The 21,677-nt window shown below is 70.6% G+C and carries 13 protein-coding genes; 9 read left to right on the top strand and 4 right to left on the bottom strand.

Annotation, left to right across the window (positions count from 1 at the left end):
- Positions 1-186: 186 nt before the first annotated feature.
- From WME76_RS17525 to WME76_RS17485, 9 genes are all read left to right on the top strand, one after another.
- Positions 187-1,506, top strand: coding sequence for a CmpA/NrtA family ABC transporter substrate-binding protein (locus WME76_RS17525; RefSeq protein WP_437961231.1), 1,320 nt, complete (start codon positions 187-189; stop codon positions 1,504-1,506).
- A gap of 63 nt (positions 1,507-1,569) precedes the next feature.
- The gene (ntrB, locus tag WME76_RS17520; protein ID WP_437961230.1) at positions 1,570-2,367 is read left to right on the top strand and encodes a nitrate ABC transporter permease; all 798 of its coding nucleotides are present in this window, start codon (positions 1,570-1,572) and stop codon (positions 2,365-2,367) included.
- A gap of 5 nt (positions 2,368-2,372) precedes the next feature.
- Positions 2,373-3,197, top strand: a complete 825-nt coding sequence (locus tag WME76_RS17515) for an ABC transporter ATP-binding protein (RefSeq protein WP_437961229.1) — start codon at positions 2,373-2,375, stop codon at positions 3,195-3,197.
- Positions 3,194-4,075 (top strand): ABC transporter ATP-binding protein, encoded by an 882-nt coding sequence (locus tag WME76_RS17510; protein WP_437961228.1) that lies wholly within the window; start codon positions 3,194-3,196, stop codon positions 4,073-4,075. Before WME76_RS17515 ends, WME76_RS17510 begins: the two co-directional genes overlap by 4 nt.
- A gap of 94 nt (positions 4,076-4,169) precedes the next feature.
- Positions 4,170-9,248 (top strand): AAA family ATPase, encoded by a 5,079-nt coding sequence (locus WME76_RS17505; RefSeq protein ID WP_437961227.1) that lies wholly within the window; start codon positions 4,170-4,172, stop codon positions 9,246-9,248.
- 211 nt (positions 9,249-9,459) lie between these two features.
- Positions 9,460-10,494: a sugar-binding protein gene (locus WME76_RS17500; RefSeq protein WP_437961226.1), complete on the top strand. Its 1,035-nt coding sequence runs from the start codon at positions 9,460-9,462 to the stop codon at positions 10,492-10,494.
- 70 nt (positions 10,495-10,564) lie between these two features.
- Positions 10,565-12,088, top strand: a complete 1,524-nt coding sequence (locus WME76_RS17495) for a sugar ABC transporter ATP-binding protein (protein ID WP_437961225.1) — start codon at positions 10,565-10,567, stop codon at positions 12,086-12,088.
- A gap of 44 nt (positions 12,089-12,132) precedes the next feature.
- Entirely contained in the window at positions 12,133-13,269 is a 1,137-nt protein-coding gene (locus tag WME76_RS17490) for an ABC transporter permease (protein ID WP_437961224.1), read from the top strand.
- A gap of 325 nt (positions 13,270-13,594) precedes the next feature.
- Positions 13,595-16,312 (top strand): glycoside hydrolase family 15 protein, encoded by a 2,718-nt coding sequence (locus tag WME76_RS17485; RefSeq protein WP_437961223.1) that lies wholly within the window; start codon positions 13,595-13,597, stop codon positions 16,310-16,312.
- Between the two features lie 79 nt (positions 16,313-16,391).
- Here the strand turns inward: WME76_RS17485 and WME76_RS17480 are convergent, their stop codons facing one another.
- The 4 genes from WME76_RS17480 to WME76_RS17465 form a co-directional block, all read right to left on the bottom strand.
- On the bottom strand, positions 16,392-17,477 hold the full coding sequence (locus WME76_RS17480) for an NAD(P)H-dependent flavin oxidoreductase (RefSeq protein ID WP_437961222.1): 1,086 nt from the start codon (positions 17,475-17,477) through the stop codon (positions 16,392-16,394).
- Between the two features lie 15 nt (positions 17,478-17,492).
- A complete protein-coding gene (locus tag WME76_RS17475) occupies positions 17,493-18,980 on the bottom strand; it encodes a M1 family metallopeptidase (RefSeq protein WP_437961221.1) in 1,488 nt (495 codons plus the stop codon).
- Positions 18,981-19,052: 72 nt separating this feature from the next.
- Positions 19,053-20,234 carry an ATP-binding protein gene (locus tag WME76_RS17470; protein ID WP_437961220.1) on the bottom strand — a complete coding sequence of 394 codons (1,182 nt, stop codon included), beginning with the start codon at positions 20,232-20,234 and terminating at the stop codon, positions 19,053-19,055.
- Entirely contained in the window at positions 20,231-21,454 is a 1,224-nt protein-coding gene (locus tag WME76_RS17465; protein ID WP_437961219.1) for a sensor histidine kinase, read from the bottom strand. The genes WME76_RS17470 and WME76_RS17465 overlap by 4 nt, the downstream gene beginning before the upstream one ends.
- Positions 21,455-21,677: the final 223 nt, after the last annotated feature.

Below are 21,677 nucleotides of genomic sequence, written 5' to 3'. Positions count from 1 at the left end.
CCGCCGCGAAACGGCGCTCGATGCGCCGATTCGCAGCGGCGCTGATCTGGCTCCTTCTCGAACCACAGGGCGATGTCACCGGCGGCGCCGCGAAGCGCGACCGCGCCGCCCTGCCGCGACCGACAGGCGCGATCGAATCGTCGCGCCTGCGGCGCCGCGCCCATTCCCCAGCAAAGGACCTCTTGAATGAAGAAACGGGAACCTTCGAAGGAAGCATCGAGCGCCTCGCCCCTGGATCGGCGGCGGTTCCTCGGCGGCGCCCTCGGGCTCGGGGGAGCGGCGCTCCTCCCGGCCTGCGGCTCGCGGTCCGATGAGCCGGGGCCGCCCGCGTCGAACGCCGCGCCCCTCGCGGCGGGCGCCGACAGGCCGGAGGTCTCCGACCTGCGCTTCGGCATCATCGCGCTGACCGATTGCTCGCCGATCGTCATCGCGCACGAGAAGGGGTTCTTCAAGCGATACGGGATCAACTCGACCATCGTGAAGGGCGCGAGCTGGGCCGCGATCCGCGACTCGCTGTCGAACGGAGATCTCCAGGCGACGCACATGCTCTTCGGCATGCCGCTCGCCTCGACGATGGGCCTCCTCGGATCGCCGAAGAAGCCGATGGTCATCCCGTGGCTGCTCAACCGCAACGGCCAGGCGATCACGATGAAGAGCGAACTGAAAGGCAAGGTGGCCGCCGACCCCAGGGCGCTCAGGCCCTTCGTGGACGAGGCGCGGGAGAAGGGGGCGCCCATGACCTTCGCGATGACGTTCCCCCCCGGGACGCACGCCATGTGGACCCGTTACTACCTCGGCGCGGGCGGCATCCACCCGGACAGGGACGTCGCGCTCGTCACCATCCCCCCCGCGCAGATGGTCGCCAACATGAAGGTGGGCAAGATGGATGGGTACTGCGTCGGCGAGCCGTGGGGCGCCAGGGCGATCGCCGACCAGATCGGCTACACCGCCATCACCACCCAGGAGCTCTGGAAGGACCACCCCGAGAAGGTGTGCGCGTTCACCGCGGAGTTCGCCGAGAAGAACCCGAGGACGGTGAAGGCCGTGATCAAGGCGCTCCACGAGGCGAGCGTCTGGCTCGACAGGCTCGAGAACCGCCCCGAGCAGGCCGACATCGTGTCGAGGCCGACCTACATCAACTGTCCGCCGGAGCTCATCCTCGGCCGGCTCCAGGGCCATTACGACTACGGCGACGGGCGCAGGAAGGAGGACAGGGACTACATGATCTTCAGCGACCGCAACTGCAATTACCCGCAGCCGAAATACGCGCTCTGGTGGCTCAGCCAGTTCCGCCGCTGGGGCATGGTGGAGGGGAAGCCGGATTACGAGGGGGTCGTCAAGCAGGTCATGCGGCCCGACCTCTACGAGGAGGCGATGAAGGAGCTCGGCGTCGCGCACGGCGGCCCGAGCGACCAGCCGGAGACGCTGTTCGACGGCGTGACGTTCGATCCGAAGGACCCCGAGAAATACGCGACGTCGTTCCCGGTCCACGCGCTGAAGGGATGACCCCCACCTCGCCGGGCGCCGCCGGACAGCGCGGCGGCGGGCGGCGTGATGAAGGAGTGCTGCATGAGCGAGGCGAAAGCGATCTCTCCCAGGATTCGAGTCGACCACATGATCCTGCCCCTCTTCGGGGTGGCCTGCGTGATCGGGCTGTGGGCTGCCGCGAGCAGCCTGTGGGCCCAGACGCTGCCCTCGCCCCTCAAGACGTGGGAGGTGAGCAGGCCTTACATCTTCGAGCCGTTCGAGAAGCGCGGTGAGCTCGATCAGGGCATCCTCCGCTTCACCTGGTACTCGCTCCAGCGGGTCGCCAAGGGCTACACGCTGGCGATCCTGCTCGGGACGCCCATCGGGTTCTTCCTTGGCGCGTCGAAGCTGTTCAGGTCGAGCTTCGACCCGATCATCCAGATCCTCCGCCCTGTCTCGCCGCTCGCGTGGCTCCCGCTCGGCCTCGTGCTCTTCCAGAAGCCGGACCCGGCCGGCGTCTTCACCATCGCGATGTGCTCGATGTGGCCGACGGTCCTCAACACCGCGCTCGGGGTGCGGTCGATCCCGCAGGACTACATGAACGTCGCGCGGGTGCTCCGGCTCTCGCGCATGAAGACGCTGTTCAAGGTGCAGCTCCCCGCCGCGCTGCCCTACATGTTCACGGGGTTCCGGCTCAGCCTGGGCATCGCCTGGCTGGTCATCGTCGCCGTGGAGATGCTGACCGGCTCGCCGGGGGTCGGCGGCTTCCTCTGGCAGGAGTACAACAGCCTGATCTACGAGCACATCATCCTGTGCATCATCACGATCGGCGTCGTGGGCTTCCTCCTCGATGCGCTCATGAGCCTCGTCGAGCGCAGGCTCAAGCTGGCGGGAGGGTGACGCCGATGCCGCTCGTCGAGCTGCGCAACGTGGGGAAGAGCTACGGCGCCGGGGCTACCCGCACCGAGGTGCTCAGGGACATCAACCTGGAGATAGAAAAGGGCGAGTTCGTCGCCGTCGTCGGCTATTCGGGGGCAGGGAAGACCACCCTCATGTCGCTCGTCGCCGGGCTCCTCCGGCCCGACACCGGGGTCGTGAAGCTGAACGGGAGAGAGGTGGAGGGGCCGGGGCCCGACCGCGGCGTCATCTTCCAGAACTACTCCCTTCTGCCCTGGCTCACCGTGTACGAGAACGTCTATCTGGCCGTGGACCCGATCTTCTCGTCCTGGCCCGCGGAGCGGAAGCGGGAGCACGCCGAGCGCTACATCGCGATGGTGAAGCTCACCGCGGCCCGCGACAAGAAGCCGGCGCAGCTCTCCGGCGGCATGCGCCAGCGGGTCTCGGTGGCGCGGGCGCTCGCCATGGACCCCGAGGTCCTCCTGATGGACGAGCCGTTCGGCGCGCTCGACGCGCTCACGCGCGCGACGCTGCAGGACGAGACCGCGCGCATCTGGCGGGCCACCCAGAAGACCGTGCTCCTCATCACCAACGACGTGGACGAGGGCATCCTCCTCGCCGACCGGATCATCCCGCTCAGCAAGGGTCCGGGCGCCACGCTGGGGCCCGGGATCGCCGTCGATCTCGATCGCCCGCGGGATCGCAAGGCCATCAACCACGACCCGCGCTTCAAGGAGATCCGCGGCGCGGTCATCAGCTACCTGCTCGGCCCCGGCGCCGGGGCGGGCACGAGCGCGTCCGGCGCGGCGCGGGCGTCGGAGGCGGTCGCATGAAGAAGTATCTCGAGATCTGGAATGTCACCAAGACCTTTCCCACGCCGAACGGGCCCGCGGTCGTCGTCCGCAACTTCGATCTGAACCTGAGGAGAGGCGAGTTCCTGTCGCTCATCGGCCATTCCGGCTGCGGCAAGTCCACCGTGCTGTCGATGGTCGCGGGCCTGAGCGAGATCACGAGCGGCGGTATCGTCCTCGCGGGCCGGCAGATCCGCGGGCCCGGCCCGGATCGCGGGGTCGTGTTCCAGTCGCCCTGCCTCCTGCACTGGATGACGGCGCTCGAGAACGTCCTCCTCGGGGTGGAGCAGGTCCACCGGCAGAAGAGCAAGAAGGACTGCGTCGAGATCGCGACACATTACCTGGATCTCGTGGGGCTCGGCTCGTCGCTGCACAAGAAGCCGCGGGAGCTGTCCTCGGGGATGCAGCAGCGGGTCGGGCTGGCGCGCGCCTTCGCGCTGTCGCCCAAGATGCTCCTCCTGGACGAGCCCTTCGGCATGCTCGACTCGCTCACCCGGTTCGAGCTCCAGGAGGTGCTGATGGACCTGTGGGCCGAGGACCAGAAGACCGCGCTGATGGTCACGCACGACGTGGACGAGGCCCTGTTCCTGTCGGACCGCATCGCGATGATGACGAGCGGCCCGGGGGCGCGGGTCGGCGAGATCCTGGCCGTCCCGTTCCCGCACCCGCGGGACCGGAAGGCGGTGCTCGAGGACCCGATGTACTATCCCCTCCGCGAGCGCCTCATCTCGTTCCTGGAGAGCCAGTCGCACAAGGACCCGCCGGCCGCGGAGAGCGCGCGCGAGGCCGCTCCGGAGGCCGCCGCGAAGACGGGGCGCTCCTGGGCCGCGCTCTGGAAGGGCAGCAGGACGTCGGCGTGACGCGGCCAACCTAGACAGGATCCGCCAGGGGTGCGATTCTGCGAGGCCGCCGTCTCCGGCTGTCCCGGGCGGCCCAGCACCCTGGCGAGGTGAGATGCTCTCCGCAACGTGTACTGTGGGCCAGAAGATTTACAGCGATGCGAGCATCGATGTATTCCAGGGTACATGGGGTGACGACAGGAAGCCCGTCGCCGTCAAGGTCCTGAAGAGCGAGTTCCCGAGCGCGCGCGAGCTGGCCTCGCTCCGGCACGAGTACAACGTCCTCCGCGAGCTCGACGTCGAGGGCGTCGTCAAGGCGTGCGGGATCGAGAGGCACAAGAACGGCCTCGCCCTCGTGATCGAGCGGCCGAGCGACACGACGCTCCACGACGTCCTGCGCGCCGGGCGGCTGGAGCTCAAGGCGGCGCTGACGATCGCGCGCTCGGCCGCCCGGATCCTCGACGAGATCCACCGCCGCAAGGTGATCCACAAGGACATCAAGCCGCAGAACATCCTGGTCGACCCCGACACGCTCGAGGTCCACTTCGTCGGCTTCACCATCGCCACGCTGCTGCCGCACGAGACGCAGCAGGCGGTGAGCCCCGAGGCGCTCGAGGGGACGCTCGCGTACATGTCGCCCGAGCAGACCGGCCGGATGAACCGCGTGATCGACCGCCGCACCGATCTCTACTCGCTCGGCGTCACGCTCTACCAGATGCTCACCGGCGCGCTGCCGTTCGCCGAGGGCGAGCCGATGGATCTCATCCATGGCCACATCGCGCGGACGCCGGTGCCCCCGTCCGAGCGGGCCCCGGGCGTGCCCGAGGCGGTCTCCCGCGTCGTGATGAAGCTCATGGCCAAGAACGCGGAGGACCGGTACCAGAGCGCCTTCGGGCTCGTGGCCGACCTCGACGCGTGCCTGCGCCATCTCTCGACGTCCGGCGCCGTGACGCCGTTCGCGCTCGGGCAGCGCGACATCCCCGACACGCTGCGCATCCCGCAGAAGCTCTACGGCCGCGCCGACGAGGAGCGCGCGCTGCTCGCCGCCTTCGAGCGCGCCGCCGGGGGCGAGCGCGAGCTGCTCCTCGTGTCGGGGTACTCGGGCATGGGCAAGTCGGCCCTGGTGAACGAGATCCACAGGGCCATCGCCCAGCGGGGCGGCTATTTCGCCGCGGGCAAGTTCGACCAGCTCAACCGCGGCGTCCCGTATGCCTCGATCGCGCGCGCGTTCCGCGAGCTCATCCGCCACATCCTCACCGAGCGGCCGGAGCAGCTCGCGCGGTGGAGCGCGGCGCTCGAGCGCGCCCTCGGCGGCAGCGGCCAGCTCCTGCTCGATCTCATCCCGGAGCTCCAGTGGATCATCGGCCCGCAGCCCCCTGTCCAGCCGCTCGGGCCGGCGGAGTCCCAGGGCCGGTTCCACGCGGTCTTCAAGGCGTTCCTCCACGTGTTCGCGCGGGTCGATCACCCGCTCGTGCTCTTCCTCGACGACCTGCAATGGGCCGACCCGGCCTCCCTGAAGCTGCTCCAGGTCATCGCCGCCGATCCGGAGCGCGCGCACCTGCTCGTCATCGGCGCCTACCGCGACAACGAGATCTACGCGGCTCACCCGCTGCGCGTCGCGCTCGGCGAGATCGAGAAGGCGGGCGCGCCGCTGCGGGAGCTGGAGCTCAAGCCGCTCGCCCTCTCCGACGTGATCGAGCTGCTCTCGGACACGCTCTCCGCCGCGCGGGAAGAGGTCGAGCCGCTCGCGCGCGTGGTGTTCGAGAGGACCCGGAGCAACCCGTTCTTCGTCCGGCAGTTCCTGGGCGCGCTCCACGCCGAGGGGCTGCTCCGCTTCGAGGCGGGCGCGTGGACGTGGGAGATCGACCGGATCCGGCGGCGCACGGTGACCGACAACGTGGTCGATTTCATGGCGCGCCGGCTCGCGGAGCTCGATCCCGAGCTCCAGGGGGTCCTCAAGCTCGCCGCGTGCATCGGGCACGAGTTCGACCTGCGCTCCCTGGCGGTGATCAGCGAGCGGCCGCCGCACGAGACCGTGGCCGCGCTGTGGAAGATCCTGCAAGAGGGCCTGATCTCCCCCGTCGACGCCGACTACCGCCTCGCGCACGCGACCGACGGCGACGCGCGGGGCGGCGTCGACTGGCGCGTCACCTACCGCTTCTTGCACGATCGCGTCCAGCAGGCGGCCTATTCGCTCATCGACGAGGACCGCAAGCGCGACGTCCACCTCCGGATCGGGCGGCTCATGCTCGCGAGCACCTACGGCGCCGCGCGCGACGAGGCGCTGTTCGATATCGTCGGTCACTTCAACATCGCGGCGCCCCTCGTGAGCTCCACGGAGGAGCGGGCGACGGCCGCCGAGCTGAACCTCGCCGCCGGCAGGAAGGCCAAGGCGGCCACCGCCTACGAGGCCGCCGCGGGCTACTTCCGCGCGGGCATGGGGTTTCTGCCGGGCGGCGGCCTCGAGGACCACTACGATCTCGCCCTCGCGCTCCACAAGGAGCGCGCCGAGGTCGAGTCGCTGTGCGGCGCCTTCGACGAGGCAGAGCGGCTCTGCACCGCGGCGCTCGCGCGCGCCCGGACCGCGATGGACAAGGTGTCGATCCACATCGTCCAGGCGAATCAGTACCTGCTCCAGTGGCGGAACCACGAGGCGACCCTGGTGCAGAAGGCCGGCCTCCGGCTCCTCGGTTGCCCGATCCCCGAGGACAGGGCCGAGGTCGCCGCGCTCCTGGAGCAGGAGCTCGCGGCGGTGCCCGTCCTCCTCGGCGGGCGGAGCATCGAGGAGCTCGCGCACGCCCCGAGGGCGACGAGCCCCGAGCACCCGATGACGCTGGAGCTCCTCGTCAACCTGTTCTTCGGCGCGTACAACTCCAGCGATCAGACGCTCGCGAACCTCGCCATCGTGAAGATGGTGACGCTCTCTCTGCAGCACGGCAACAGCGATATGTCCGCCTTCGGATACGTCGCTTACGGGATGGTGGTGGGCCCGCTGCTCGGCGAGTACGCGACGGCCTACCGGTTCGGCAAGATGGCCATCGAGCTGGCCGACCAGCTCGACAACCTCGTTCTCCGGGCCAAGACATACCACATCTTCTCCGCGGACGTGCACAGCTGGACGCAGCCGCTGCGGCGCGCAGACCCGTATTACGACAGGGTCTACGACCTCGGGCTCCAGGCCGGCGACTGGACGGCCATGGGGTACATGATCAGCCAGAGCGGCTCGGACCGGCTCACCTACGGGATGGCCCTGTCGGAGCTCGCGCGGCTGACCGAGGTGCACCTCGCCTTCCTGGAGCGGGCCAGGAGCCACGATATCATCGATATCCTCCTGGCGGGCGTGATCCAGCCCATCAAGTGCCTTCAAGGGCTCACGAAGAGCCGGCTCAGCTTCGACGACGAGGCGTTCGACGAGGCGGCGTACACCGAGAAGCACGGCGGCTCGCCCTACCACATGGGGTGGCTCTACTACGCCAAGATCCGGAATGCCTACCTGTTCGGCGACCGCGCGAGCTTCGCCGATCTGATGCCGAAGCTCGCGATCATCGAGGGCGCGCTGCCGACGCACGCCAAGGTGCCAGAGGCGACCTTCTACGCGGGGCTCATGCGGATCGCCGCGTGGGAGGCCGCCGGCGGCGCCGAGCGGGAGGAGCACGAGGAGCACGTCGAGCGGCTCCTCGGGCGGATGAAGCGCTGGGCCGACGCCGGGCCGGACAACGTCCTTCACAAGCACGCCCTCCTGCTCGCGGAGAAGGCGCGGGTCGAGGGGCGGACGGCCGAGGCGATGGACCTCTACGAGCGGGGCATCGAGGCCGCGCGGCAGGCGGATTACATCAACAACCAGGCCCTCGGGAACGAGCTTTACGGCAGGTTCTGGCTCGCCCAGGGCAGGCTCGAGTTCGCGGGCACCTTCCTGCGCAGGGCGATGTACCTCTACGAGCGCTGGGGCGCGAGCGCCAAGGTGGAGGCGCTGCGCGAGGAGCTCGCGCCGCTCGTCTCACCGGCCCTCGGCCTGCCCCCGGGGCTCGCGACGTCCTCCGGGGCGACGGCGACGGCGCTCGGCGGGCTCGCCGCGGGGGAGCTCTGCGATCTCGCCACCGTCCTGCAGACGGCGCAGGCGATCTCCAGCGAGATCGTGCTCGACAAGGTGCTCGAGCAGGTGCTGCGCAACGTGATCAAGAGCGCCGGCGCGAGCCGGGGGTTCTTGATCCTCGCGCGCGGCGAGGGGCTGACGGTCGAGGCGATGATCTCGGTCGATCCCGACGCGGTGCGCCTGGGGCTCGCGACGCCCATGGAGGAGCGCCTCGATCTCGCCCGCCCGGTCGTGCACTACGTCGCGCGCTCGCGCGAGGCGGTGGTGATCGGGCGCGCGGAGGACGACCCGCGCCTCGCCGGCGATCCCCACGTGAGCTCGCGCCGGCCGAAGTCGATCCTGGGCTTGCCGCTGCTCCATCAGGGCCGGCTCAGCGGCGTGCTGTACCTGGAGAACCACGTCGCCGAGCACGCGTTCACCGCCGATCGCATCGAGCTCCTGCGGCTCCTCTCGTCCCAGGCCGCGGTGGCGGTGGAGAACGCCCTGCTCTACGCGGACCTGGAGGCCGTGAGCGCCGAGCTCCGGCGGTCGAACGAGCGGCTGGAGCAGGAGGTGAAGCAGCGGACCGAGGAGCTCTCGCAGGCCAACGCGCGCCTCTGCGAGCAGAGCGAGGAGCTGAAGGAGACCAACCTGCGCCTCCTGCACGAGCTCGGCGAGCGCGAGCGCGCCGAGCGGTCGCGCGCCGAGCTGCACGAGGCGGTGATCCGGTTCCAGCGCGAGAAGATCGCGGAGCTCTCGACGCCGCTCGTCCCGATCACGAACGACGTCATGGTCATGCCGCTCATCGGCACGCTGGACGAGGAGCGGGCGCAGGAGGTGCTGCAAACGCTGCTCGACGGCGCGACGAGGAGCCGCGCCCGGGTCGTGATCATCGACGTGACGGGGATCAGGGCGGTCGACGAGCGCGTCGCCAACGCCCTGATCAACGCGGCCAACGCGCTCCGGCTGCTCGGGGCCCAGGCCGTGCTGACCGGCGTTCGCGGCGAGGTCGCGCGCGCGCTCGTCGGGCTCGACGTCGACATGACGCGCATCGTGATCCGCGGGACGCTGCAGAGCGGGATCGCCTACGCGGTCGGGCGCCGCGGCGCCGTGCTCGCGTGAGCGGCGCGATTGCGCGAGCGCGCGCGGCGTCGAATGGTGTGGACACATCCGCGGCGGATCGCGCATGATGAGGGCGCGAGTTGGCCGGGGGGTCGTGATCCGTCGCGATCACGCGCTGACCGTACGCTGACCACCTGCAGACCGCGCGCTGACACGAGGCGCGCGGATCGGCCGGGGCAGGGCGGCGCCTCGCGGCCGGAGGGGTGAGGGGATGTTCAAGAGCGTCGGTCGGTTCGTCGTCGGGGTCTGCATGGCGGGGCTCGCGGCCCTGGGCTGCGAGAGCAGCGGCGGCAATGGGAGCGAGGCGCCGGCGGCTTCCGCCAGGCCGAAGCTCGCCTACATCACCAACGGCGTCGCGCCGTTCTGGACCATCGCCGAGAAGGGCGTCATCGACGGAGCGAAGGAGTACAACGCCGACGTCAGCGTGGTGATGCCGAGCGACGTCAACGACCAGATGCAGCGGGTCGAGGACCTGCTCATCCGCGGCGTCGACGGCATCGCGATCAGCCCGATCGACGCGGAGAACCAGGTCCCGCTGCTCAACAAGGCGGCCGCCAAGACCAAGCTCATCACGCAGGACTCGGACGCGCCGAAGAGCAATCGCCTCGTGTACATCGGCATCGACAACTACGTCGCTGGCCGGATGGCGGGGCAGCTCGTGAAAGAGGCGATCCCGGGCGGCGGGAAGGTGGCGATCTTCGTCGGGCGCCTCGAGGGCGACAACGCCAGGAAGCGCCGGCAGGGCGTCCTCGACGAGCTCCTCGACCGCCAGGACACGAGCGGCGGCAACGACCCGCTGAACGACGTGCTGAAGGGGGCGAAGTACACCATCGTCGCGACGCTGACCGATCAGATCGACGCGGCGAAGGCCAAGAGCAACGCCGAGGACATGATGTCGGCGCACCCGGACCTCGTGGGGCTCATCGGCCTGAACGCGTACCACACGCCGGCGCTGCTCGAGGCGCTCAAGCAGGCGGGGAAGATGAGCTCGATCCAGGTCGTCGGCTTCGACGAGCAGGACGCGACGCTGCGCGCGATCCAGGACGGCGAGGTCGTCGGCACGGTGGTGCAGAACCCGTACATGTACGGCAAGGAGTCGGTGCGCGTGCTCGCGGCGCTCGTGCGGGGCGACGAGTCGGTGGTGCCCCCGGGCAAGTTCATCTCCCTGCCGGCCCGGCAGATCCGCAAGGCCAACCTCCCCGAGTTCTGGGCGGATCTGAAGCAGAAGGCGGCGAAGCCCGAGTGACGCCCTCCTCGCCCGACCCGGGCGCGGCGCCCGCGCGGCGCGCCGCCACGGCCGGCGACCCCCGTCGAGAATGACGTCCTCCCCGCCCGAACCAGGCGTGACGCCGCTGCTCGAAGCGCGCGGGCTCACCAAGCGCTTCCCCGGCGTGCTCGCGCTCCGCGACGTTCACCTCACGCTCGGCCGCGGCGAGGTGCTCGGCATCGTCGGCGAGAACGGCGCCGGCAAGAGCACCCTCATGAAGATCCTGGCCGGCGTCGAGGCGCCCGACGCCGGGGAGATCGCCCTCGACGGGCGGCCCGTCGCGCTCGGCTCCGTGAGAGAGGCGCTCTCCCGGGGCATCGCGCTCATCCACCAGGAGCTCAACCTGGCGGAGAACCTCGATATCGCGGCCAACATCTTCCTCGGCCGCGAGCCGCGGCGGGGCGGCTTCATCGACGAGGGGCGGATGGAGCGCGACGCGCGGGCGATCATGGCGCGGGTCGGCCTCGCCGGGTCGCCGCGCGCGCTCGTCGGCGGCCTCTCCCTCGGGCAGCGGCACCTCGTGGAGATCGCGAAGGCGCTCTCGGCCGACGCCCGGGTGCTCATCATGGATGAGCCCACGTCGTGCCTGTGCCCGCGCGAGGCCGAGGCCCTCTTCCAGGTCGTGCGGGAGCTCCGCGCGGGCGGGATCGGCGTCGTGTACATCTCTCATCGCCTCGGCGAGGTCGAGGCGCTGTGCGACCGCGTGCTCGTGCTGCGCGACGGCGAGAACGCCGGCGAGCTCGGGCGCGACGAGGTGAGCCACGAGCGCATCGTGCGGCTCATGGTGGGGCGCGAGCTCTCGCAGTTCTATCCGCACGTCCCGCACCCGCCGGGCGAGCCCGTGCTGGAGGTCTCCCGCCTCCGGACGGCGCGGCACCCGGAGCACGCGCTGAGCTTCACGGTCCGCGCCGGGGAGATCGTCGGCGTCGCGGGGCTGCTCGGCGCGGGGCGCTCGTCGCTGCTGCGGACGCTGTTCGGCGTCACGCCGGCGGCCGCGGGCGCCATCCGCGTGGCCGGCCGCGAGCTCACCCCGCGCACCCCGCGCGACGCGATCGCCGCCGGGATCGGCCTGGTCCCCGAGGACCGCCAGCAACAGGGCATCATCCTGGAGATGGCGATCCGGGCGAACGTGAGCCTCCCGAGCCTGCAAAGGACGCAGCGCCGCGGCGTCCTCGACAGGGCGGGCGAGCGCCGGATGTCGGCGAAGATCGTCCGCGAGCTCGGCGTGAGGACGCCGAACGACGTGCAGCCGGCGCAGCACCTCTCCGGCGGCAACCAGCAGAAGGTGGTCATCGGAAAGTGGCTGTCGATGTCGCCGCGCGTGCTGCTCCTGGACGAGCCGACGCGCGGCATCGACGTCGGGGCGAAGCACGAGATCTACCAGCTCATGGAGCGGCTGGCCGCGAGCGGCATGGCCACCCTGTTCGTGTCGAGCGACATGGAAGAGGTGATGGGCATGTCCGACCGCGCGCTGGTGATGCACGAGGGGCGCATCGCCGGGGAGCTCGGCCGCGCCGCGCTGAGCGAGGAGGCGATCATGCAGCTCGCGACGGGCAGCGGCGTCGCGGCCTGAGCCGGGGCGCTCGAGACGGTGGCAAGGGGCGAGGTCAGACGAGCATGCCTGTGACGACCACACGTGATCCCCGGGCGGCGGGCGCCGAGCCCCCCGCGCCGCTCGCGCCGACGACGCGGCGGAAGGTGCTCGGCGTCTTCTGGCTCCTGCTCGCCGTGTCGCTCGGCACCGCGCTCATGAACGGCAGGTTCCTGCTGGCGGAGAACCTCGAGAACCTGATCCGCCGGACAGCGCTGTTCGGAATCCTCAGCATCGGGGCCGGCTTCGTCATCATCACGGGCGGCATCGACCTGTCGATCGGCTCCGTCGTGGCGCTCGCCGGCTGCATGCTGCCGTGGCTCCTCGCCGTCCATCACTGGCCGGCTTCCCTTGTCGTGCCCCTGCTGCTCGGCATCTCGCTGTGTATCGGGCTCGCGCACGGGCTGCTCATCACGAAGCTCCGGCTCCAGCCGTTCGTCGTCACGCTCTGCGGGCTCCTGCTGTACCGGGGCACGGCGCGCGGCATCGCGGGCGACCAGACGCAGGGCTTCGGCGTCGGGTTCGAGTCGCTGCGGTACCTGGCCGTCGGCACGCCGTTCTCCGTCCCGGTGCCGTTCCTCTCGTGGATCTCCGAGGGGCGGTTCAGCCCCTACGCGGTGCACCCGTTCACCGGCGTAAGGACGCGCCTTGCGCCGATCACGTGGATCGATATCCCGATGCCGTTCCTGCTGTTCCTCGCCATCGCGATCGCGGCGTCGATCTTCCTGAACCGCACCATCTACGGTCGTTACCTCATGGCGCTCGGCCGCAACGAGCAGGCGGCCCGGTACAGCGGGGTCGACACCGACCGGATGACGATCCTCGCCTATGTGCTCTGTTCGGTGCTCTCCTGCTTCGGAGGCATGCTGTTCGCGCTCGAGGTCAACTCGGCCCAGCCGGTCGATTTCGGCAACTTCTACGAGCTCTACGCGATCGCGGCCGCCGTGCTCGGCGGCTTCAGCCTGCGCGGCGGCGAGGGGGCGGTGATGGGCGTCATCCTCGGCACCGCGCTCATGCAGGTCCTGCGCAACGCGATCAACATGCTGGGCGTCCCCACCCAGATCGAGTTCGCGGTCATCGGCGCCGTCATCCTGAGCGGCGTCATCGCGGATGAGCTGGTGAGGCGCTACGCGGCGGCGCGGCGCAAGCTCGCCGGCTCCTGACAGGACCTCGGCGCGCGGCACGGTCCGCTGGCGCGTCTGCTCCGCCTCCCCCTGAATCCATCTGGCTACACCGGCTCCATGGCCCCGGGGGCGACGCCCGCCTCCCGTGATCGCCGGGCATCGCCGGCGGGGCGCGCTGGAAAGGAAAATGACGCCTGCGTGCTACGCTGGGGACCGCGGGGTTCACTGCGGAGCAGGCGCGGCCGATCGCGTGGCCCCGCGCAGGGCGCGCGTGCGCCCTGCAGAAACCGCAGTTGAGTCGATAACTTACGGTGGCCGAGCAGGTGTGCTCCCGGGCGCTGCCAGGTGGAAAGGGGTTGGCGTGATGCTGAAGCGGGTTTGTTGTGGGACTGCAATTTTACATCTCACACTGGGGCTCGCGGGCTGCGCGTTCGACGCGGAGGAGCCCATCCTCAGCGAGTCTGCCGTCCCGTTCGGGCGCGGCGGCTCGGCGCCGCCCGAGCGCCTGAAGGCGCTCGCCGCGGGCTCGGGGGCAGCCTCGGTGTGGGGGCCGGCCGACAAGTCCTTCCTCGGCACGTCGATGACCGAGCAGTCGAGGGTCTATTTCACCGGCCACCGCGGCATCGTGTCCGAGGTGTTCTACCCGGTGCTCGACACCGTCAACACCGTCGACCTGCAGTTCCTGGTGGGGGATACGGCCAAGACGTTCGTCGACGAGGAGAAGCAGCAGAGCTACACCGTCACCCAGCCGGACAAGCGCTCGATGCGGTGGCAGGCGACGACCACCAACAGCGGCCACAACTGGCGGATCACCAAGACCATCTTCACCGATCCCGGGCGCAACGCGCTGATCCAGCGGGTCAAGTTCGACGCGCTCAACGGCAAGAACGTCACCCAGTTCAACCTCTACCTGCTCCACAACCCGGCGATGGACAACTCCGGGGCCGGCGACTCGTCGAAGACCGTCAACACGGTGACGCCGGCGGCGCGCACGATGCTCGTGGCGTCGGAGAACAGCCGCGCCTCGGCGCTGGCCATCTCGCGGTCGTGGAAGGCGGGCGCGGGCGGCCTGCCGATGGTGTCGAGCGGCTTCGTCGGCGAGACGGACGGCTGGACCGACCTGCTCGGCGGCAGCAGCGACAAGACAATGAGCTGGCGCAACGACGCCGCGAGCGGCGGCAACGTGGCGCAGATGGGCTGGATCGACCTCGGCGCGGCCGCCGCCACCAGCGTCTCGTTCGACGTGGTCCTCGGCTTCGGCACCACCGAGGGCGAGGCGACCTCCACCGCCAACGCGACCCTCGGCAGCAACCTCGCCGCCCTGCAAACCACCTACGACAGCGGATGGAATACCTACACGTCCACCAAGCTCAACAACCAGGGCGGCACCGCCGACGACCAGTACTACCTCGCGGCGATGGCGCTCAAGACGATCCAGGACAAGTCGAACGGCGCCATGATCGCCGGCATGGGCACGCCGTGGGGCGAGAGCAGCGGCGATAGCAACAATGGCGGCTACCACCTGGTCTGGCCGCGCGACCTGTTCAAGTTCGCCGGCGCGCTGGTGACGGCCGGCGACACGGACACCGCCAAGGCGGTGGTCAATTACCTGTTCAACACGCTGCAGCAGACGAGCGACTGCGGCGCCGGCGAGTACAACGCGCCCGGCTGTCCGCAGGGGTACAGCCGCGTCGGCCGCTTCCCGCAGAACGCCTGGGTCAGCGGCTGGCAATACTGGCAGGGCACGCAGATGGATGAGCAGGCGATGCCGATCATCCTCGCCTGGCGGCTCGGCGCGGCGGTGTACAACCCGCTGTGGCCCAAGATCAAGAAGACCGCCGATTACATCGTCAACGTCGGCCCGTACACCCAGCAGGAGCGCTGGGAGGAGAACTACGGGTACTCGCCGTCGACCATCGCGGCGGAGATCGCGGGGCTCGTCTGCGCCGCCACGATCGCGCGCGCGAACAACGACACCGCCAGCGCGGCCCGCTACCTGGCCGCCGCGGACTACTGGCAGCAGAGCGTCGACCGCTGGACATTCACCAACTCCGGCCCCCACGGCGACGGCAAGTACTATATTCGCATCAATCCGTCGGCGCGGAGCAACTCCGGCGTCGGGCCGCAGGTCTACAACCCGGTGTCCGGTCCCGACGCGGCGATCCAGGTCACGCACGGCAACGGCGGCGGCACGCACGACCAGCGGTACATCATCGACGGCGGCTTCCTCGAGCTCGTGCGCATGGGCGTGAAGCGGGCGGACGACCACTCGATCGCCGCGACGCTGCCGGAGTACGACGCCATCCTGAAGCGGACCATCGCGGGCAAGGGCGAGGCCTGGTTCCGCTACAACTACGATGGTTACGGCGAGAAGGTCGGCGGCGCTAGCTACGACGGTCTCGCCGGCCGTGGCCGGCTGTGGCCCATCTTCACCGCCGAGCGCGGCATGTTCAAGATCGCCAGCACGGGTGTGGGCAGCGATGGCGCGCCGTTCCTGACGGCGGTGAAGGCGTTCTCGACGCCGCAGGGCTTCATCCCCGAGCAGGTATGGAGCGAGCCGACGCTCGTCACGGGCTGGGACGTCGATCTGCCGCCGGGCGCCACGGCCGGCACCCCGACCCGGTCGATGAGCCCGTTGAACTGGGCGATGGGCGAGTACATCAGCCTGCTGGCGTCGATCCGGGCGGGCAAGGTGGTCGACATCCCGTCGGTGGTCTGCGGCCGTTACAACGCCTGCGTCGTGCCGCCCGCGGCCGGCGAGGTCGGCGTCACGGTCAACGTGACCGCGCACACCGCGGTCGGCCAGCACGTGTATGTCACCGGCAACACGGCGGCGCTGGGCAACTGGAACACCGATCTCGGCGTCCCTGTCGCGATCATCCCGGTCACGGCCGTTTCGAACAGCTACCCTGTGTGGAAGAACCGCGTCAACCTGCCGGTCAGCAGCTCCGTGCAGTACAAGTACTATCGCAAGAACGCCAATGGCAGCGTGACCTGGGAGAGCCTGCCGGGCGGGGGCAATCGCACGATGAGCACCCCCGCGACCGGGACGCTCACGCTGAATGACACGGTGACCTGGTAAGACGACGCGGGCGAGGGGAGGCGTGGAGGGGTGAGCGGCGCGCTCGCCGGGCGACCTGGCTGGCCGCCCGGCGCGCCCCTCAGCGCTTCATGAGCCCGAGGATCACCTGCTCGGTCTGCTCGACGAGCGCCGCCACCAGCTCGGCCGCGGGCCGCGGCCTGGCGAGGGCGGCGCTCTGGCCTGCCCAGAGGGACAGGTGGTCGTCGCGCCCGGCGGCCGCGGCGGCCCGGCGGATGGGCTGGGTGAGCCAGTTCTGGACCGGATACTCCGGCACGTCGGCCTCGTGCGGCGTCATCGCCTCGACGAACTCGTTGACGAGGCCGCGCGCGATGCGGCCGGAGAAGACCCGCGTGAGCACGGTCGTGCGCGCGCGCTCCGACGCCAGCGCGCGGCGGTGGCCGGCGCTCGCGCCCGACTCGTCGCAGGCGAGGAAGGCCGTCCCGATCTGCACCCCGTCGGCGCCGAGCGCGAGCGCCGCCGCCACGCCGCGGCCGTCCGCGATCCCGCCCGCGGCGACCACGGGGGTCCGCACCGCGTCGACGACCTGCGGCACGAGCGACAGCGTGCCCACCAGCGACTCGCGCACGGGCCGCAGGAACGCGCCCCGATGCCCCCCGGCGTCGCTGCCCGAAGCCACGATGACGTCGATGCCGGCGTGGTCGAGCGCGATCGCCTCGTCGACCGTCGTGGCGGTGCCGAGGAGGGCGATCCCGCGCGCCTTGGCCGCGTCGATGACGTGGGCGGGCGGGACCCCCATGACGAAGCTGAGGGCCTGCGGTCGCGCGTCGATCGCGGCCTCGACCTGCTCCTCGAAGCGCGGGGTGAATGCGCTCGGCAGCTCGGGGTCGGGCAGGCCGAGCTGCCGCAGGATCGGGCGCAGGCGCGCCACGTGCCGCTCGAGCTCCGCGGGCGCGATGGTGGTCGGCTCGCCGGGCTGCGGGACCCACAGGTTCAGCGCGAACGGGTGCGGCGTGAGCCGCCGGAGCTCGGCGACGAGCTCGCCGATCTGCGGCGGGGTCAGGAAGTGGGCCCCGAACGAGCCGAGCCCACCGGCGTTCGAGACGGCGGCCGCCAGCGCGGCCGTGGACATGCCGCCCCCGAAGGGGCCCTGGACGATGGGGAGACGCAGGCCGAGCTGTCGTGTGAGGCGTGTATCGGTCCACATGGTCGAGCTCTCCCGTCAGGTGGGGCAGAGGGTGGCGACGTCGACCGGGCACGCCAGCGTGCGGAGCCAGTCGGCGGCGAGCGCGTCGACGGCGGCGGCCCCGGCGGCGTCGGTGGCTGCCTTGATGGCGTCGAGGAGGTCCTGCGTGCGCGCGGCGTTCCCCACGTTGGCGGTGTAGAACCCGGCGAGGGCCCGGTCGAGCACGTCGACGCCGATCGTCTCCGCGACCTCGCGGAAGAAGAACGCTCCCTTCATGTAGGGCACGGACGACCAGAGCGGGTGATTCAGGATGTCGATCGCGTTGCAGGTGTCCGGCAGCGCGATGGCGTTCCCGTCGGCCGCCGGATCGCAGACGGACTTGAGCGTGCATTCATAATCGGCCCACGCGTCCACGCCGGCCTCCTCGAGCGCGCGGGCCGCGAGGTACGTGGCGGTGCCTTCGGAGAGGATGAAGTCCTCCCAGCAGGCGATGCGCACGCCGTTGCCGAACCAGCCGTGCGCGGCCTCGTGCGCGTTGACCTCCTCGCTGTAGAGAGAGCCGCTCGAGACGTGCCAGAACGGGTGGTGCTCCATGCCGCCGTAATCGCCGCCGCCCCAGTCGGCGGAGACGGTGCCGACGCTGTCGCCGAAGGGGTAGGGGCCGTACGTGGTCTCGAAGAAGTCGAACACCTCGACGAGGTGCTCGGTGCCGCTCGCCGCGTCGGCCTCCTGGCCGGGCAGGTGCCACACGCTCACCCGGGTGCCCGCCGTCGTGGTGCCGAGCTCGACGCGCGTGAGCTCGTCGACCGCGATCGCCGGCATGTAGGAAGGCGCCGCGGTGGGGATGCTCTCGGGGTAGACCGCGGTCATGCCGTCCGGCACCCCGGTCACGCGCATCGTGAACCGCACGCCGTCCGCGGGATCGGGCTTGCACGGGAAGAGGTTGCCGCAGAAATAGGGCCAGAGGAACGAGACGCCCGACCCGGGCATCCACCCGTCGAACTCTGCGTGGGGCTTGAAGGCGTAGTCGATGATGATCGTGGCGTCGCTCCCGGTCGGCGGGACACCGACGTCGAGCTGGCCGTCGCTCACCGCGTGCGCGAGGGCGCCCGACGGACCGGCGACGGACTCGACGTCGAGGTCGCCGATCTGGAAGGATGCGGCGGCGCTGTCCGACGCGGCGAGCACGATGGTCGCCCGACCCGTGAGGCTGGCGAGGTCGAGCTCGAGGGCGGTCGAGAGGATGTCGCGCGTCCAGTCCTCGCCGACCGAGGGCGTGTCGTCGCCGCCGCCCGAGCCGCCGTCGGAGCCTCCGGAGCCGCCGTCGGAGCCTCCGGAGCCGCCGTCGGAGCCTCCGGAGCCGCCGTCGCCGCCCGCGGAGCTCGAGCTGCTCGTCGCGTCAGCGCCGCCGCTGCCGCCGGTGCCGCCAGCGCCGCCGCTTCCCGAGGTGTCGTCGTCGCCGCACGCCGCGGTCGCGAGGGTCGCAGAGGTCAAGATCGATAGCCAGAGACGGGTGCGTCGCATGCGTTCGCTCCTGCAACAGGGGGGGCGCAGGGTATGCGACGGAGGATCGCGCTCGAAGAAAGCTGCGTCGATTCAGCCGCTCCTCGGGCCGGCTCCTCCCTCGGGCAGCGGGAGCGTGAAGTACACCCGCGTTCCCCGTCCGAGCTCGCTCTCCACGCGGATCGCGCCGCCGTGGCGCTCGACGAGGTTCTTGCAGATCGACAGGCCGAGCCCCGTGCTCTTCTCGCCGCCGGTCGACCGGGTGCTCGTCCTCCGGAACTTGCAGAACAGGCCGCTGATCTCCTCCGGCCGGATGCCCAGGCCCTGATCGGCGATCGTCACCTCCACCGCATCGCCGAGCCGCCGCGCGCGCACCGTCACCGTCGTGCCCGGATGCGAGAACTTGAACGCGTTGCTGAGCAGGTTGCTCAGGACCTGCTCGATCCGCTCGACGTCGCAGCGGACCGGCGGCAGCTCGGCGGGCAGCTCGACGGCCACCTCGATCCCCTTCTGGCGAGCGCTGTGCTCGTTCAGGGAGACGGCCGCCGCGACGAGGCCGCGCAGATCGGCGTCCTGCATCCGGAGCGCGACGCTGCCGCCCTCCAGCGTCGTGATGTCGAGCAGGTCCTCGAGCAACTGCAGCGTGAACCCGGCGTTGGACTGGATCTTCAGCAGGTGCCGCCGGACGTCGTCGCTCCCCGCGCCCGCGCCGGCGAGCAGCATCGTCGAGAACCACTGGATCGCCGCGATCGGATTGCGCAGGTCGTGCGCGGCGACGCCCATGAGATCGTGGCTCCGCTGCTTCAGCTCGGCGAGCTGCTGGTTCTCCCGGCCGAGCGCGTCGACCGTCGCCTCCAGCCGGGAGAGCAGCCGCTGGCGCTCGCCGAGGTGCGCGTGCTGGGAGAACGCGTCCTTCAGGATGCCGGCGAGCCCCGCCGGATCCCACGGCTTGGGGATGAACCGGTACACGCTGCCCTCGTTGATGGCCTGGATCGCGGCGGTCGTGTCCGCGTAGGCGGTCATGAGGAGCCGGACTGTATCCGGGAACTCGGCCTTCACCCGCGCGTAGAGCTCCGTGCCGGTCATGCCCGGCATCCGCTGATCGCTGAGCACGACGTCGACGGGGCGCTCGCGCAGGACCGCGTAGCCCTGCTCGGCGCTCTCGGCGAGGAGGACGTCGTAGTCGCGCCGGAGCTCGCGGCGGAGCGCCTTCAACGTCTCGCGCTCGTCGTCGACGATGAGCAGCGCGCCCCGCCCGCCGCCGGCGCGCGTCATGAATCGAGCTCCTTCGGCAGCGTGATCGTGAACGTGCTGCCCACCCCGGGCGTCGACCGGGCGGAGATCGTGCCCCCGTGCTGGTCGACGACGATCTTGTGCGAGATGGTGAGGCCGAGCCCGGTGCCCTGCCCGACGGGCTTGGTCGTGAAGAACGGATCGAAGATCCGGCCGAGGACGTCGGGCGTCATGCCGGCGCCGTTGTCCTCGAACTCCAGGGCGACGCAGCGCTCTTCATCCCGCGCGCGGATCACGACGCGGCCGTTCCCATGGCCACGGCACTCGACGGCCTGGGCCGCGTTGATGAGCACGTTCAGGAACACCTGGCCGAGCTCCGCCGGCTTGCAGCGCAGCCTCGGCAGCTCCGCCCACTCCAGCGTGACCTGGACGCCGTCGCTCTTCAGCGCGGGGCCGGCGATCGCGAGGGTGCTCTCCAGGCTCTCTCTCAGATCGGAGAGCTCCACCTCCGCCTGATCGAGCCGCGCGAAGGTCCTCAGATCCTCGACGATCTTCTGCACGCGCGCGAGGCCGCCCAGGGTGCCTTTCACGAGGTCGCCCGCGTCCTCGCGCAGGAACTCGAGGTCGGTCTCCTCGCGCAGCGCCCGGGCGAGCGCCGCCATGTCCCCGGAGCCCCCGGGGAGGGCCGCCGCGTCGAGCGCCTCGTACGCGGCGAGCAGCCGCGCGAACGACTCTCCCAGGGTGTGCACGTTGCTGCGGACGAAGGCGAGCGGGTTGTTGATCTCGTGGGCCACGCCGGCGGCGAGCTTGCCGAGCGCGTTCATCTTCTCCGAGTGGACGAGCATCACCTGCGTGGCGCGGAGCTCGTCGAGCGACCGCTCGAGCGCCTTCTGCTCGGACACGAGGCTCCGCTGGAGGTTCGTGATCTTCGAGTTGAGCGCGGACACCTCGGAGAGCACGCGCTCGAGCTCGACGACGTCGAACTCGGCCAGGATCAAGAGATCGTCGTCGAGCCGCCAGACCTCTCCCCGGAGGCTGTGCGCGACGGAGCGCAGGTCCCCGAAGTGCAGGATCCCCCGGTAGATGGGCGCGTCGCCGCGCTGCCCTGCCGCGGCGAGCTGCGGGAAGCCCGGGCTGACGAGGCGGACCGGGGCGCGGCCCGGCCCGCTTGCCCCGCCGAGCAGCCGGCGCATGCCGCGGTTCTCGAGCCGCGGCGCGCCGTCCGTCGTGAACACGCCGACCGCGACCGCCGTCGCATCCATGAGGTAAGTGCCGGCGAGCCTGGCGATTGCGCCGCTCAGCGCCTGCCCCGGTGGAGCGACGACAGGCGATCTTTCATCGTCATCTCCTGTTCTTCGCGGCTCGCGCGGGCCCATGAGAGTCCGATCCTCTCCTTCGTTCACGGCGGGGAGACACTCGGTTCTTGGCAGCCCGGCGCGAGGCTCGCTACACCAAACTCACGCCACGCAGGCCCCGCCGCTCGTC

Source organism: Sorangium sp. So ce119, assembly GCF_051524405.1.
GTDB classification, from domain to species: domain Bacteria; phylum Myxococcota_A; class Polyangia; order Polyangiales; family Polyangiaceae; genus Sorangium; species Sorangium cellulosum_G.
This window is presented reverse-complemented; position numbering and strand designations above follow the sequence as displayed.